This is a genomic window from Paenibacillus sp. F411 (assembly GCF_017582705.1).
GTDB lineage: Bacteria > Bacillota > Bacilli > Paenibacillales > Paenibacillaceae > Paenibacillus_AQ > Paenibacillus_AQ algicola.
On the sequence record NZ_JAGFIP010000002.1, the window covers coordinates 68060 to 83060 of the forward strand.

The window sequence follows — 15001 nt, forward strand, 5'->3', positions numbered from 1 at the left end:
TCAGGAAGCACCCATTGAACGGACCATTTGAAGTCCTAACTCTGTCTCATGTAGAATGAGAGAATCATCATTGTCGATAAGACGAAGCAGGAGGCAGAGTGTTCAATGGATGTATTGTTATGGTTAAAGTATTTATTTCTAGGAATGGTACAGGGCATTACCGAGCCCATCCCGGTATCCTCCAGTGGTCATCTGGTCATTGTGCAGGAGCTGATGGGCCTTAAGCAAGAAGGCCTGTTTTTTGAAGTGCTGACGAATACGGCATCCTTGTTTGCGATTGCTGTCATTTACAGGCAGGACATTGCGCGGCTGATCTCTTCCACTGTGAAGTTCATCCTTACGCGGGAGAAGGAGTACCGGTCCGATTTCATGTTCAGCCTGTATGTGGTGATCGGGACGATTCCGGCGGCGCTGGCCGCAGTCCTGCTCAAGAGTCAGATCGAGCAATTCTTCTCTTCCATACATACGGTCAGCATTTCACTCCTTGTTACAGGGGTCGCCTTATGGCTGATCCGAAATTTACGGGGACGAAAAAGAGACGGTGACCTTTCCGTCCGTGACGCCTTGCTTGTGGGTCTAGCCCAGGCGGTTGCCTTGATTCCAGGCATCAGCCGCTCCGGCGCTACGGTCATTTCGTCTATGGCGGTAGGGATGAAGCAGGAGACGGCCCTGCGCTTCTCATTCATGCTCTATATTCCGATCAGTGTCGGCGGGATCATTCTCAGTGTTTCCGATCTGACCCAGAACCCGGAACGAGCCTCAATGGCGGTCCCTTATGTACTTGCCTTTGCAGCTTCACTGGTAACGACCTATTTTTCCATGAAATGGCTGATGAACGTGATGGCTAAAGGAAACCTGAAGTATTTCGCCTATTACTGCTTTGCGGTCGGGATTTTGCTATTGTTTATCTTATAAAGCAAGAGAATCTCTTAAGGATCAGCTTCTTGCTCAACGAGACGTCTTCCTTGAGTGAAAATGAAACCAAAAATAAAGACATGGCGGTGCTGGGCTAACCTCCCAGACTCTACCATGTCTTTATTTGAGTTTATGACCTCATTTTTTTTGGGGGACAGCTTCTGCTGCCGAGGGCATTACTTTATACTAGAGCAGCTCTGCGTTCTTGAGATCGATACATCAGGGCCAGGAGCAAGGAGGGCAGTGTACACACAATCATACCGAGAAACGCAAACCCGGGCTGAATTTCATATAGAAACCCGCCGAACAGCGTTAATATCGCCGTACTCCAGCTTAATGCCAGCGCACCGTACATCCCTTGAGCATTCGGAATTTGCGACTGAGGAATATGGTGCGTGATGAATCGCATAAATGCATAATGACCCATGGCGAACGAGAAGGCGTGCAGGGCTTGGGAGATCGAGAACACCACCACATTCGGAAAAGCGAACACGAGCAGCCACCGCACGGTAGAGCCCATCGCCGCAAGACTCAACAGAGACCCGGCAGAGAAGCTCTGAAAATAACGGTCGGCTACCACGAAAAAAATAATCTCGGCAACCACTGCAATGTTTATGATGATCCCGATCCAGTAGGTAGGGACCTCAATATGCTGCAAATAAATATAGCCATAGCTGTAATACGAGGCATGGGCCGCCTACAGCAGAACGACGGCAGCCAGTACGATCCCGAAATAACGAACACGGAACAGCTGCAGCATGCCGTTACGGGAGCGGTGCAGTGAGGTTCCTTCCTGCAGGGCTTCAGGGGCAGGCAGCAGACTCAGCACGGCAAATACAAACATCCCGAGAATAAGTGCCCATAAGACCACGCCGTCACCGTACGTTCCTGTAAAAAAAGTAAGCACCACACCCGCCATCACAAAGCCTGCCGAGCCAAAGGATCGGCTTCGTCCATAATTGTTCAGCAGCTTGCGCTGAATCAGGATTCCTGCCGCACTGTCGAGCGCCGGCATAATGGTTGGGTAGAACATATGCACCAGCACCGTCGCAAGAATGAGCTCTATAAAGGATTCTGCCGGAATATAGGTGAGAATAGCCAGCAGCGTCGCGATCGACATCGCGATCCGCAGGGTATTACTGCTGTATCTGGCCGACAGCCAGGGAAACAAAAACAGAGTGGACAGCCCTCTCATGGCTAGACCCAGACTCATAATCAGGCTGGCTTCGGCTACACTCAAGCCCTTGGCTACCATCAGCCACCCGGTCCAGAAGGGAAGAAACACTCCCCAGGTTACAAAAAAGCTTAAATACTGTCGACTCATCCAACGCTGTATGTTTATCATCTTAAACCTCCATGATTGCATAATATCACAGAGTCCCTTACAATCCTATGAGACAGGTAGATTGAAAGGTGTGTTTCAGCCCTCGGATTGTTGGGTATATAGCCTATTATTTCTACCATGCGAGAGACACTGATCATGTGGAGGTCACATATGCACCGTGTTAACCTGGATAAGCCAACGCTGAATAGCCAAGTATTTGAATTCGCCTCATTCGGAATTGCACTGATGGATCATAAAGGGCTGATATTATCAGTTAACCCGGCCTTCGAACGTATGTTTGGATACCAGCAGCATGAAATGGACGGCAAGCATCTTGCCGAGTTTACATACCCGGAAGAACCTCTTCCACTTATGAACCAAATTCTCGGGCTCACCGGAAGCACAGAGACAGAGCTGCAGGTTGAGAAGCGATTTATCCACCGTAACGGCCATTTGATATGGGGCTTGTTTTCTGTGCGATTGTTTAGTGATGATCAAGGAGCGCCGATGTACTATATAGCACAGATGATTGATATTTCGAAGCAAAAAGAATCGGAGCAGCGCCTGCAGGAATCGGTAGAGCGTTACACCTCTCTAAAAAAATACAATCACGATGCTGTAGTATCCTTTGACTTGAAGGGCAACATCATCAATGCGAATATTATGGCGGAGAAGCTGACCGGGTACAACGTGTCTACCGAGCTGATCGGGATGGAGCTTGCCAATCTGATTGGTCCGAGCCATGTGTACCGCATTTTAACGGAATCCTTGCATGACAGCTCCGTCGAGCAGGAAATTGATACCCTGGTGACCAAGGAAGGTCACTTTGTGGAAGTGCTTACAAGTATTGCGCCGATTTTTGTGAATGAGCAGAATATCGGGTTCTATATGATCTGCAAGGACATGTCGGAGCAGAAGCAGCTGATTATGGCCAAAGAGACCGCAGAAGCCACCAATAAGGCCAAGAGTGAGTTTCTGGCGATGATGAGTCATGAAATTCGGACACCGATGAATGGTGTCATCGGGATGACGGATATTTTGCTGGATTCCGATCTGGAGGAGGAGCACAAAGAGTACCTGCGCATCATTCGCCAGAGCGGGGAATCGCTGCTCTCCATTATCAACAACATTCTGGATTTATCGAAGATTGAAGCGGGGAAAAGTGAGCTGCATGAGCAAATCTTCGATGTCCAGCAAATCGTGAAGGAATGCCTTTCCATTGTGTCGGCTAAGGCCGAAGTGAAGAAGCTCAGGCTGTCATACTCCATCCAGCACGATGTGCCCGAGCATTTGCTCGGTGATGCGGATCGTCTAAAGCAGGTGCTGCTGAATCTGCTCGGTAACGCGGTGAAATTCACCGGGAGCGGGGAAATCTCGGTAGCGGTCTCAAAGGCTCGCCGTGGCGATGACGACATGCTCTTGTTCACGGTAGCGGATACTGGCATTGGTATTCCTCCGGATAAGCTGAAGGTAATCTTTGAGCCCTTCTCACAGATTGACAGCTTCATGATGAAGCGGCATGAGGGAACCGGACTCGGACTCTCCATCTGTCAGCGGATCGTGGAGATGATGGGCGGACAGATTTGTGCGGATAGTGATGGCAAGAGCGGCTCACGCTTTCATTTTACGTTTCCTCTAAAGGAAGGGAAGATGAAAGTCGCCAAGACTCAGGAGGAAGGTTATGACCAAGACCTGGAGCCTGCTAGAATACTTATAGTCGAGGACCATGAGATTAACAGACTTGTGCTTAGCAAAATGGTGGAGAAGATGGGCCACCGTGTCTCGGTGGCTACGAACGGACAAGAGGCGCTGCAAGCACTAACCCGTCATCCGTACGATATTGTATTCATGGACATTCATATGCCTGTGATGGACGGCTTGACTGCAACCCAGGAAATCCGTAAATCTATTCCCGAGGATAGGCAGCCGTACATTGTTGCTGTCACGGCCAATGCGCTCAAAGGGGACCGGGAGCATTGCCTGGAGGCAGGAATGAACGAGTATATTAGCAAGCCTGTGTCCCGCGACGCGATTCATAAGGCACTACAATTCGTGAAGCAGAAGCACCTGATGTAAACACCAAGCCAATTCCTGAGCCGTACAGGAATTGGCTTTTATTGTCGTTTTTCCAAGATCCATGTGGAAAGCTTGCAGGTTCAATGTTATGATAGGGATTCTAGAGGCCAGTATACAGGAGGTCCATGATGAAGCAAGCCCAATCGCAAAACACGTTGATCCCGTGGGAATACCTGATCGCCAGACTGCAATATTCGGTTACGGTAGTGGATGCAAGGGATCCGATACTGCCTTTAATTTATGTCAATGAGCATTTCACGGAGCTGACCGGCTATTCGGTAGAGGAATCCGTAGGCAGCAACTGCCGCTTCCTGCAAGGACCTGAGACGGATCGCGAGACCGTGGACAAGATCAAGCAGGCCATTCAGCAGCAGAAGGCTACGAAGGTCGAGATTTTAAACTACACTAAAGCCGGCCGTAAATTCTGGAACGAGCTGAACATCGACCCTATTTTTAACGAAGCTGGAGAGTGTTTGTATTTCGTTGGTATTCAATATGATATCAGTGAGCGTAAATTCGCCGAGCAGCAGCTGCAATTAGCAATACAAATGGCGGAGTACAATGCCAGACAGCATATGGAGTTCATTGGCAAGCTTAGCCATGAGATCAGAACGCCGCTTAACGGCATCATGAATATGATTGAGCTCGCCGGGATGGATGCTTCCCCGCAGGAGCAGGAGGAATATCTGGAGCTTGCACAGCAATCTGCGGAGGTGCTCCTGAGCTTTGTAAATAACAGTATGGATATGGCCAAGCTTGGCATGGGAAAAATGAAGGTGGAAGAGGTCGAATTCAGGCCCGATCAGCTGCTGCAGCAGCTATTCAAGATCCATCAGCCGGCAGCAAGGCTTAAGCAGGTGGAGCTGTCCACAGATATTGATCCTAGCCTGCCGGAGGTGTTGATCGGGGATCCGCTTCGGTTAAGGCAGATTCTGGACAACCTGCTGAGCAATGCGATTAAATTTACAGAGTCTGGACGTGTTCAGCTGCAGGCCAGGCTGGTCAAGCAGCATAACGAGTCTGCGGAGATCACATTTATCGTGCAGGATACAGGGATCGGCATACCGAAGTCCATGATGAAGAGTCTGTTTGGGACCTTTGTCCAGGCGGACATTTCCCACTCCCGCCGCTTTGGCGGCAGCGGCTTAGGCCTGAACATTTGCAAAGAGCTCGCAGAGTTAATGGGAGGACAGATTCACGTCGAAAGTGAAGTCGATGCAGGAACCACGTTCACCGTGGAGCTGAAGTTCAAGTCCATAAACTAGTGTGAGCATCAAAACCCCAAGAGCTGCAATGTTTTGCCGCTCTCGGGGTTTCTTTTCATCTTTGAGATTGATTCTTTAGGCAACGCGTTATTTCAGGTTTACTTCCTCATTCATATCCGAAGCCTTTACATCTTGGCCAACAGCACGGCGCAGCATGTACGTCATCATCTTGAATTTATTGCCGGAATCCCAGTACTCCGCCGTCTCTGCATGCACCTTGATCAGAACCAGGCTCGGATCATCATAGCTGCAGTCCAAAATTTCTTCATAGGCCTTATTCCAGAACTCCTTGATCTTCTCCGGGCTGTCGATCAGCTCGGCATTGCCACGCACCGAGACATAGGATTTGTCAGCATACGCTACATTGACCTGCTTGTTATGCAGGATTTCATGAAACTTGCTAGTATCCTTTTTGGTCAGGAACCACAGATCTCCGTCAAACTCTACTTCTTGCGTTTTCATAGGGCGGGACACGAGTCCGTCTTCAGAAATCGTTGTCAGCATCGCCGTGTCGATGTCCTTGATCAGCTTAGCGACCTTTTGAATATCCTCCGGATGTTTCGTCATACTCATGCTATAGCTCATTCCCTTCCATGTAGATGTATAGGTATATGCTTAGTATTACACGCTTGACTGAGACACAAACCATGGATTCCGGCAAGAAGGGATGGCATGAAAATGTAATCGGGGTGGAATGCTAATGGAGGTCATTTCATTTGAATCCATCAAGGAGGGTACTGTGATGTCTCAACAAAAGAGAAGAGCAGAGGCTGCCTGGAAATCACGAAAGCAGGATCAGCATCCCCACGGCAAGATCAAATCGCTGAAGGAGCTGGCTTCCGAAGCGGAAAAGATGGATTAGAATTCGTGACCGAAGAGGACTGCCGCATGGTGAATGCGGCAGTCTTTGCGATGAAATGCTGAGATTTCTCAGGTAGGAGCTTTAATTTGGAACTATTTATGAATGCGCTATCATTTTACAATAAGGATGAAAGGAGGGAGGCTGCTAAGAATCCGGGCTGCATCGAGCAGTCCATAACACACTCCAATTAAAGATGAAGGGAATGAATGTTATGAAAAAAGGTAAACGATGGGTCACCGTCATGCTGGCCGCCGCTATGAGCCTGGTGGTATTCGGTCATACGACTTATGCGGCTACAGATTACTGGCAGAACTGGACAGACGGAGGCGGTACCGTCAATGCAACGAACGGCGCTGGCGGAAATTATAGTGTTCAATGGACAAACACCGGGAACTTTGTCGTCGGCAAAGGCTGGAAGACGGGCACAGCCAATCGTGTCGTGAACTATAATGCCGGGGTCTGGGCGCCATCGGGTAACGGCTATCTTACCTTGTACGGCTGGACCCGAAACTCCTTGATTGAATATTACGTCGTGGACAGCTGGGGCACCTACAGACCGACAGGCACTTATAAAGGAACTGTCACCAGCGATGGCGGCACCTATGATATTTACACGACCATGCGGTACAATGCTCCTTCCATTGATGGCACACAAACCTTTCAACAATACTGGAGTGTCCGTCAATCGAAGCGTCCTACCGGTAACAATGCGGCCATTACGTTCAGCAATCACGTGAATGCTTGGAAGAGTAAAGGCATGAATCTCGGAACGAGCTGGTCCTATCAGGTCATGGCCACCGAAGGCTATCAGAGCAGCGGCAGCTCTAACGTCACCGTATGGTGATGCCGGAATAGCTGCATTATAGACGGAAGGCCGTTGGCAGGATCGACGGTCTTCTTTTTTTTAGAAAAGAGAAGAATCCATCAACAGAGTGGAGAAAGGAGCGTCCTATGAATCGGATCATAGGCATGGTGTGCGTGTTAAGTATGCTCCTGGTGACCTCATTTACGGAGGATCGTAAGGGGGCGGCCGAGGAGCACTCTATGATATTTGTACCGGGAGGAACATTCCAGCACCCCTCGTTTTCCCAATCCGGAACTGGGCTGGAGCGAGCGGTGGAGGTGCCTTCTTTTTATATTGGCGCTTATGAAGTTACGCAGGAGGAGTGGAATGAGGTTTATGAGGATAACCCATCTGCCTTTCGCGGGAAAGGGCTGCCTGTGGAGGGAGTGAGCTGGTATGCTGCGGTTGAATACTGTAATAAAAGAAGCCTGCTGGAGGGCCTGGAGCCGTATTATGTCATCCATCCTCAAGATCAGGATTCTGAAAATCACAACCCCAATGATCCCCTCCAATGGAGCGTCACAATTCAACCTGAGGCGAACGGTTATCGCTTGCCTACTGTGTTGGAGTGGGAATATGCGGCTAGCGGAGGAGCTGGGAGCCTGGGATTCAGGTATAGCGGCAGTCATAATCTCAATGAGGTTGCCTGGTATTGGCGGAATTCAGGTACCCGCTACCTGACCGGAGACTGGAGCTGGCCTCTCATCGAGAATAATAACAGTCAGACCCGGCCTGTAGGGAGCAAGCTCCCGAACGAGCTGGGCATTTATGATATGTCGGGGAATGTGCGGGAATGGGTCCAGGACTGGATGGCCGATGAGGGGACCCCGCAGGGAGTATACCGCATCGTCAAAGGTGGCGGGTGGATCGGTGATCTCGGCAGTCATTCCATTGAATTCAGAGGGAAATTCGAACCCAGTGGCTTCGGTCCGGATCAGGGCTTTCGGGTGGCCCGGAGCAGGCTGTAACCATCTTTTGCCTCCTGATTTGTTCATTCGCAGCTTGGTTGATACAATATCAATAGCGATTCCAACCCATGGCTAAGCTGCCAATGACACAGATAAGGAGTATGAACGATGAACATCAGAGCCGGGATTATGGATATTGGATCCAATTCCATTCGATTAGTGATCTATGAGGTCACAGAGCAAGGCCACTATCGGGTCATCCAGGAGTGCAAGGAATCCGCCCGACTCAGCGAGAAAATCGATCAGCAGGGGTACATGAGCCGTCAAGCGGTGGATAAGATCGTACCCATCATCCGCCAATTCAAAAGCATCTGTGATTTATACAAGGTGACTCATCTGCGTGCGGCCGCTACCGCCGCAATTCGGAATGCCGAGAATTCCAGCCAGATTATTGAATGGCTCTATCAGGACACAGGCGTGGCCATTGAGGTTCTTTCCGGGGAGCAGGAGGGGGCCGCAGGCTTTCTTGGAGTTGTGAACACGATGAACGCTCAGGACGGGATTATTATCGATATCGGAGGGGGCAGCACAGAGGTCACGCTGTTCCGGTCCCGACAGCTAATTCACACGTACTCTTTTCCTTTTGGAGCGGTGAACATGAATGTTCGGTTCAGTGGAGACGGTCAGTGGGAAGCCAAGCACACTCAAGCTCTGGAGCAATTTATCCGGGAGCAGCTGCTGCAGCATGAATGGATTGCCTCGAATCCGGGTCTGCCAATCATCGGCCTGGGCGGAACTATCCGTACGGTGGGCAAGATGAATCAGAAGAAGCACCGCTATTCTCTGCCGGTCACGCATCATTATCAGATGCGCGGTGAGGATGTAGAGGAGCTCTATCACAGCCTGCCTAGCATGACGGTTCTTCAGCGCAAGAAAATCCCGGGTCTCTCCAAAAGCCGCGCCGATATTATTATCCCTGGCGTCATTATCATGCAGACCATCTACCGCACCGCTCAGGCCTCAGAGTGGATGATCTGCGGCTCGGGCCTGCGGGATGGATTATTTCAGGAGCTGATCACTCCGGAGCATCCGATCGTACCGGATCCATTGGAGATCAGTCTGCAGAACATTCTTGCCTTTAACACGCCCGTGCCGCCTGAGCATTTGGAGCGGGTATCCGCTCACGCCAGGCAGCTCTACGCCGCTCTAGAGCCGGCTCCATTTGAGCTTGATCAGAAGCTGCTCCAGGTGTCCAGCAGGCTATACAAAACCGGAGCTGCGCTTAACTATTATCAATACAGCCGGCATACGTATTATTGGCTCCTGAACGCCGGGCTTCGGGGAATGACGCACCGGGAGGCTGTGCTCACGGCCCTGATTGCCGATTATCATCCCAAGGCAAGGACGCCTGAGCAGATCCAAGAATTCAAAGACATCCTTCACGATGCTGATGATATGCGAATTTACCGCCTGGGCTCACTGGTTAAGCTGGCTGCTGCACTGGACCGCAGTGAACTGGGAAGTATCACCGAGGTGACGGCGCAAACAAAAACCGGCTCTGTGCATTTGCAGCTAAGCTGCAAAACAGAACCGGTTCTGGAGATGGGCGAGCTGGAGGCCGCTGCGAAGGATGTGCAGAAGGCCTGGGACGTCAACCTATCCTGGTCCGTTCATTTACTTCCATGAGGCAATATTCATCGCCTCGAATTGACTGCGTATAAGCTGGCTATCACTGCTCACGCGGGTATAGCTTCCGTTAGGGAGGAGCATTCTGGCTTTCACGTTATCCCGCAAGGAAAGGTCCAGGATGCTCCATATAATATCTTTGAGCTTGGGATCGAACACGGGGCACATAAGCTCGATTCTCCGTGTCAGATTCCGCGTCATCCAGTCCGCACTGGAGAGGAATACATCCGGCGTACCGGCATTTTGGAAGTAAAAGATTCGGGAATGCTCCAGGAAGCGGTCCACAATACTAAGAACCCGAATATTCTCGCTCAGGCCCTGAATGCCGGGGCGAAGACAGCAGACTCCCCGCACGATCAGATCAATATGCACTCCGGCCTGGGAGGCGGCATACAATTCATCAATCATTTCCTGGTTGGATAAGGAATTGATCTTGGCAATGATTCTTGCCGGCCTTCCGGCGGCGGCATGCTCCGCTTCCCGGCGAATGAGCGAGAAGAGGTTGTCCTTCATGCCTGTGGGAGCCATGCTGAAGGCTTGCAGCTCTCGTTGAGCGGCATAGCCTGTAATCTCGTTGAACAGCGCAGATGCATCCTCGCCGATGATTGGATTGGAGGTCAGCAATCCGATGTCCGTATAGATTCTTGCTGTTGTTTCATTGTAATTGCCGGTTCCTACATGCACATACCGGTTCAGCACCTGATTCTCGCGCCGTACGACGAGAATGATCTTAGCATGAGTTTTTAAGCCGACGAGTCCGTAGACCACGTGGCAGCCGGCTTTTTCCAATGTGCGGGCCCAGGCGATATTCCGCTCTTCATCAAATCTCGCCTTAAGCTCCACAACAACCGTGACCTGTTTACCGGATTCCGCTGCCCGGGCGAGTGCCGGGATCAGGCGGGAGTCGCCGTTGACGCGGTACAGCGTCATCTTGATCGCCATGACCTGCGGGTCCTCTGCTGCCTCAATAATAAAGTCAGTGACCGCATCAAAGGACTCATATGGGTGGTACATCAAGCGGTCCTGTGCACGCAGCAAGCTGAACATATCCTGCTCGGTGTGAAGCTCCTGCGGGTATACCGGCTTGATCGACGGGTAACGGAGATGAGACATGCCTTCGATACTGTCCGCGAACGAAATCAGAAAGCTGAGATCCAGTGGTCCGTCGACCTCGAACACATGATCAGCCAAACCGAACTCCTCCTGCAGATGCTCCAGTGCAAACGGATGAATGCCTTTCTCCACCTCCAGCCTGACCGGGGCACCTCGGCGTCGGCGTCGTAACTCTTTCTCAATTTCTTCCAGTAAATCTTCGGCTTCTTCTTCATTAATTGTAAGATCCGCATTCCGGGTGAGCCGGAAGCCGTGGACTGCCTCAGGCCAGTAACCGCCAAACAGCGACTGGATGTGATGCTTGATCAGCTCCTCAATAAGAATAAAGGACCGCTTCTTGCTGTTGGAGCGGTGGGGGACCGGAATCACCCTTGGTATATTGGAGGGCACCTGCACAATGGCGAAGAAGCGTTCATCCTCCAGATCACTATGATGCTGACGCAATACAACGGCCAAATACACATATTTATTGTGAACGAGTGGAAAAGGACGGCTCTGATCCACGGCCATGGGGGTAAGAACCGGAAATACAATATCATGATAGTATGTATCCATTGCTTTTTGCTGGGTGGCATTGAGATCGTGATAGCCCAGCATCACAATCCCTTTCTTGACCAGCTGACGGGACAGGTCCCGATAAGCGCGGTATTGCTCGGTGACCATAGCGGTTGTTCTTTTTCGCAGACGACGAAATAAGCCGGCAGGGGAATAGCCGGTAAAATCTTTATGAGTAAAGCCTGCCTTTGTCTTCTCTTTCGTTTCGGCGACCCGGACCGCCATAAATTCGTCCAGATTACTGCCTACAATCGCCAGGAATTTGGCGCGTTCGAGTAGGGGAGTTGCAGCATCCTGAGCTTCCTCCAGCACTCTTCGATTAAATTCGATCCAGCTCAGATCGCGGTTCAAGTAGCGGTTCGACACGCCCTTTTCTCCTTGCTTTATGATTTCTTGTAACATAACATTAGCAACCTCCGTTAAGATCCAGACTTGACCTTATGCTTATTGTACGTGTATAGAAAACATCATTCATCAGAAGAATGTAAAAGCAAAGTAAAGCCAATGTAAAATGTGCAAATTTGCATAAAAGCTGGATGCGCTGCTAGCAAAAAAAGGACTTTTTATATAGTTATAGTATAAAGAGAATCACTGCCCGAAACAATATGGGGCAGATGGATGAGAGGATGTCAGACAACATTACCTTGATACGGATTCTTCTCGAGTGAAAAATAAAAATGACTCCCGTGTCACACAGGAATCATTCTTATTTTGAATGGTAGAGACAAAATGTAGATTAGGAAATGTTGGACAGTGAAGAGGGACTTTGATTCTCAATGGCGAATTCTACAAGGAACCCATGACGGTCCGGAAGAGCAGATTTACGTTAATCCGTCTGCCGCGCAAGTAGGGCATCAATGATCATCGCGTGACTCCCACCCTAACGTCACCGTGGAGGTGACGGAAGCTGAGGTTAAACAACAACTGCGAGAAGCAGCAGGCTATTCTTCCGAGAAGGTAAGTGAAGGAATCATTATCGAATCCAGGGAGCGGGGGATCAAGTTGGTAATTTATAATCAGGGGCCTGTTGCAAAAGCAGAAATGCTGATCAGAAAATCTGTAGAATTAGTATTTGAAGCCTTTATTAACCCGGAGGTAACTACCAAATTTTGGTTTACCAAAAGTAGCGGAAGATTAGAGGTGGGTAAAAGCGTTCGGTGGGATTGGGAAATGTATGGTGTGTGGGATGAAATACTCGTGAAACAGCTTGACAAGCATAAACGAATTATTGTCGAATCGTCCGATGGTACTACCATTGATTGGGTTTTTACATCAAGAGCAGATCACGAGACGTTCGTTACAATTGAAAACTATGGATTTACAGGCAGCGATGATGAAATTATTCGTCAGTGTATGGACTCTGTCGGTGGATTTACAATGGTGTTATGTGGGTTGAAAGCATTGTTGGAGCATAATGTTGAATTAAATTTGATTTCAGATAAAGCGCCAGATGCTCATGAATATGAGTGACAATGACTTGAGACTCAAAAAACTACTTGAAATTAACAATAATAAAGAAATTTAAAGATCAATTACACAAAACTCGTATTTTGTACATATGTATTTTAACCCCGTTGTTATTAGATTTCTATTTGGTGTCACACATTATATAACCCTATTTTTCATGTTTAAAATAATAAGTTGCTAATTACCCCCATTTATAAACCACACCATACAAAAAGGCTGCCGAGTCAATTGGCAGCCTTTCTTGGATCATTAAGATACATTTGAGTGTTGTGGTTGGTTTAAAGCTGGTTTAAAGCCCGTGTAATAAGATTACCAAAGCTTTGAATATCAGATACGTAATCGAACCCGTTCTTTCCGCCAAAAGTCCATAGACTATTCGTCATTCGAACAACCACCGCATTGTGTTCAGGGATTACAGCACATGAACAACCCGATGCCCCTAGGATTTGGTATGTTCCTTCAGGAAGATCTGGTCCAATTTCGGAGTTCGCAACCTTCTTATCTTGTATCCACCAAAAATATCCTATTCTAGGCAACTGATCAGGCAGTGAGTTGGGAGTCTTAACAGAGGTAACATCTTCGAATAAAGCCTTAGGAAGAATCTGTTGTCCTTGTATTGCTCCCTTATTCAGATGCAAGTTCCCCCACAAAGCAAGTTCTCTCGCTGTTATGTAAAGATTACGATCACTACCTTCATTTGACTCGAGTCTTAAAGTAGGATATGTATTAGGATCATTTATATCACAAACCAGAGTTTCTTTCCCTTCTGTTCTCCACTCCGTTTGAGTTAATCCTAAAGGTTTAAAGACTCGTTCAGTAATTATTTCTGCAACTGTTTTTCCTGTAGCTTTCTTAATAATCTCAGCCAAAACCTCAGGTTTTTTCCCTTCAAATGATGTACCTTCTGCAAACTTACGTAAAACTACTCCATTTCCCTGGAATTGTAACCCAGTTGTTCTTGTGACCAGGTGTCTTATTGTGGTGTTACCGAGAATGTTAAGATCGTAGTTCTTAAGATAATTACTTATTGGCTCATCCAGGCTTTTTATTGCACCATCATTTATGGCAATAGCAGCGGCAAGCCCCACATACGTAACTCTTGTTGAATAAACATTAAATTGAGAAGATTCATCGACCTTCCTAGCTCCTTTATGGAAATGATGAAAACCAGAATACCATTCATGTATAATCTTGTTGTCTTTCATTACGCATATTGCTGCTGCAGAAGCAGCGATACGGTCTTTGATTTGATTTGTATATTGATCCAGATTATTAAAGATATCCATCCTTTTCACCTCTAAATGGGAATGTTTGTTCTTGTTAACAGTAACATTTTTGTTAAATTCTGAAAAGGACAGAAAATAATTAATCTGCCCTTTCTTTTGATGGTTATTGCTTGTTAAAGAGATAGGATTCATTCGTTGATAAACTTTTCAAATTCGTTTTTCAACCAATGCTGATTCTGATATGCAATATATTGTTCCATCCGAATCAGCAAATCTGGCTTGGTTAACTGCATATAATGCTGTCTGACTCGATCTATGTCGCGATCCTGTTTAATGTGTTTGAATGCATCCAGATCATTATCTAAGGGCTTAGATGACCTATTGCGCGGCTTATAAACCTTGGTTGTTCTGTGCTGAAGAAAATGATTATAAAGCTTTTGGTTCTTACGAATTGTATTTTCAAGTGACCGGTTCTTCTTCTTGTCGTATGATGCTTGAAGCCATTCCAGTTCATTTGTTTGAGGAGATATGGATTTTCGGTGCATATGTCTCATCCTTTTGAGATTTCTCTATCAGTTGGATCTCCTTAAGTTCGTTTTTAGCTCTATTTTTTGCGATCTTCCCCCTATTCAGGTAGAAGAAGCCTGCTGTTGTCCCTTCCACTGCTTTTCTATAAATATCTCCGCTAAGTAAAAGGGGGTTTTGTTTCACTACCGTAGAACAAAAGGGGATATTTGTGTCAATCTCCAAGCATAAGGGG

12 protein-coding genes and 1 pseudogene are annotated in these 15001 nt (G+C 48.2%); 8 read left to right on the forward strand and 5 right to left on the reverse strand.

Going from position 1 to position 15001, the window contains the following annotated elements; all coding sequences use genetic code 11:
- Nucleotides 1-105: 105 nt before the first annotated feature.
- Entirely contained in the window at nucleotides 106-915 is an 810-nt protein-coding gene (locus JJQ72_RS02745) for an undecaprenyl-diphosphate phosphatase (protein ID WP_138225866.1), read from the forward strand.
- 181 nt (nucleotides 916-1096) lie between these two features.
- Here the strand turns inward: JJQ72_RS02745 and JJQ72_RS02750 are convergent.
- Nucleotides 1097-2257: pseudogene (locus JJQ72_RS02750) on the reverse strand (MFS transporter).
- Between the two features lie 153 nt (nucleotides 2258-2410).
- Between JJQ72_RS02750 and JJQ72_RS02755 the strand changes: the two are divergent.
- Together JJQ72_RS02755 and JJQ72_RS02760 are read left to right on the forward strand one after the other, a co-directional pair.
- Nucleotides 2411-4315, forward strand: a complete 1905-nt coding sequence (locus JJQ72_RS02755) for a PAS domain S-box protein (RefSeq protein WP_208202684.1) — start codon at nucleotides 2411-2413, stop codon at nucleotides 4313-4315.
- Between the two features lie 125 nt (nucleotides 4316-4440).
- Entirely contained in the window at nucleotides 4441-5580 is a 1140-nt protein-coding gene (locus JJQ72_RS02760) for a sensor histidine kinase (RefSeq protein ID WP_208202685.1), read from the forward strand.
- An 87-nt stretch (nucleotides 5581-5667) separates the two neighbouring features.
- On the opposite strand, the gene JJQ72_RS02765 is transcribed toward JJQ72_RS02760, so the two are convergent.
- On the reverse strand, nucleotides 5668-6153 hold the full coding sequence (locus JJQ72_RS02765; protein ID WP_208202686.1) for a pyridoxamine 5'-phosphate oxidase family protein: 486 nt from the start codon (nucleotides 6151-6153) through the stop codon (nucleotides 5668-5670).
- Nucleotides 6154-6322: 169 nt separating this feature from the next.
- Between JJQ72_RS02765 and JJQ72_RS20400 the strand changes: the two genes are divergently transcribed.
- From JJQ72_RS20400 to JJQ72_RS02780, 4 genes are all read left to right on the forward strand, one after another.
- Nucleotides 6323-6442, forward strand: a complete 120-nt coding sequence (locus JJQ72_RS20400) for a DUF6254 family protein (RefSeq protein ID WP_243895836.1) — start codon at nucleotides 6323-6325, stop codon at nucleotides 6440-6442.
- 202 nt (nucleotides 6443-6644) lie between these two features.
- A complete protein-coding gene (locus JJQ72_RS02770) occupies nucleotides 6645-7286 on the forward strand; it encodes a glycoside hydrolase family 11 protein (RefSeq protein ID WP_208202687.1) in 642 nt (213 codons plus the stop codon).
- Between the two features lie 107 nt (nucleotides 7287-7393).
- On the forward strand, nucleotides 7394-8254 hold the full coding sequence (locus JJQ72_RS02775; RefSeq protein WP_208202688.1) for a formylglycine-generating enzyme family protein: 861 nt from the start codon (nucleotides 7394-7396) through the stop codon (nucleotides 8252-8254).
- Nucleotides 8255-8362: 108 nt separating this feature from the next.
- The gene (locus tag JJQ72_RS02780; protein ID WP_208202689.1) at nucleotides 8363-9880 is read left to right on the forward strand and encodes a Ppx/GppA phosphatase family protein; all 1518 of its coding nucleotides are present in this window, start codon (nucleotides 8363-8365) and stop codon (nucleotides 9878-9880) included.
- Here the strand turns inward: JJQ72_RS02780 and ppk1 are convergent.
- Entirely contained in the window at nucleotides 9869-11950 is a 2082-nt protein-coding gene (gene ppk1 / locus JJQ72_RS02785; RefSeq protein ID WP_208202690.1) for a polyphosphate kinase 1, read from the reverse strand. The two genes, JJQ72_RS02780 and ppk1, sit on opposite strands and share 12 nt — an antisense overlap.
- Before the next feature lie 639 nt (nucleotides 11951-12589).
- Between ppk1 and JJQ72_RS02790 the strand changes: the two genes are divergently transcribed.
- Complete coding sequence (locus JJQ72_RS02790) at nucleotides 12590-13018, forward strand: SRPBCC family protein (RefSeq protein ID WP_481856819.1); 429 nt, start codon at nucleotides 12590-12592, stop codon at nucleotides 13016-13018.
- A gap of 275 nt (nucleotides 13019-13293) precedes the next feature.
- Here the strand turns inward: JJQ72_RS02790 and JJQ72_RS02795 are convergent, their stop codons facing one another.
- Entirely contained in the window at nucleotides 13294-14433 is a 1140-nt protein-coding gene (locus JJQ72_RS02795) for a serine hydrolase domain-containing protein (RefSeq protein ID WP_243895837.1), read from the reverse strand.
- Complete coding sequence (locus tag JJQ72_RS02800) at nucleotides 14430-14786, reverse strand: hypothetical protein (protein WP_208202691.1); 357 nt, start codon at nucleotides 14784-14786, stop codon at nucleotides 14430-14432. Before JJQ72_RS02800 ends, JJQ72_RS02795 begins: the two co-directional genes overlap by 4 nt.
- Nucleotides 14787-15001 lie beyond the last annotated feature (215 nt).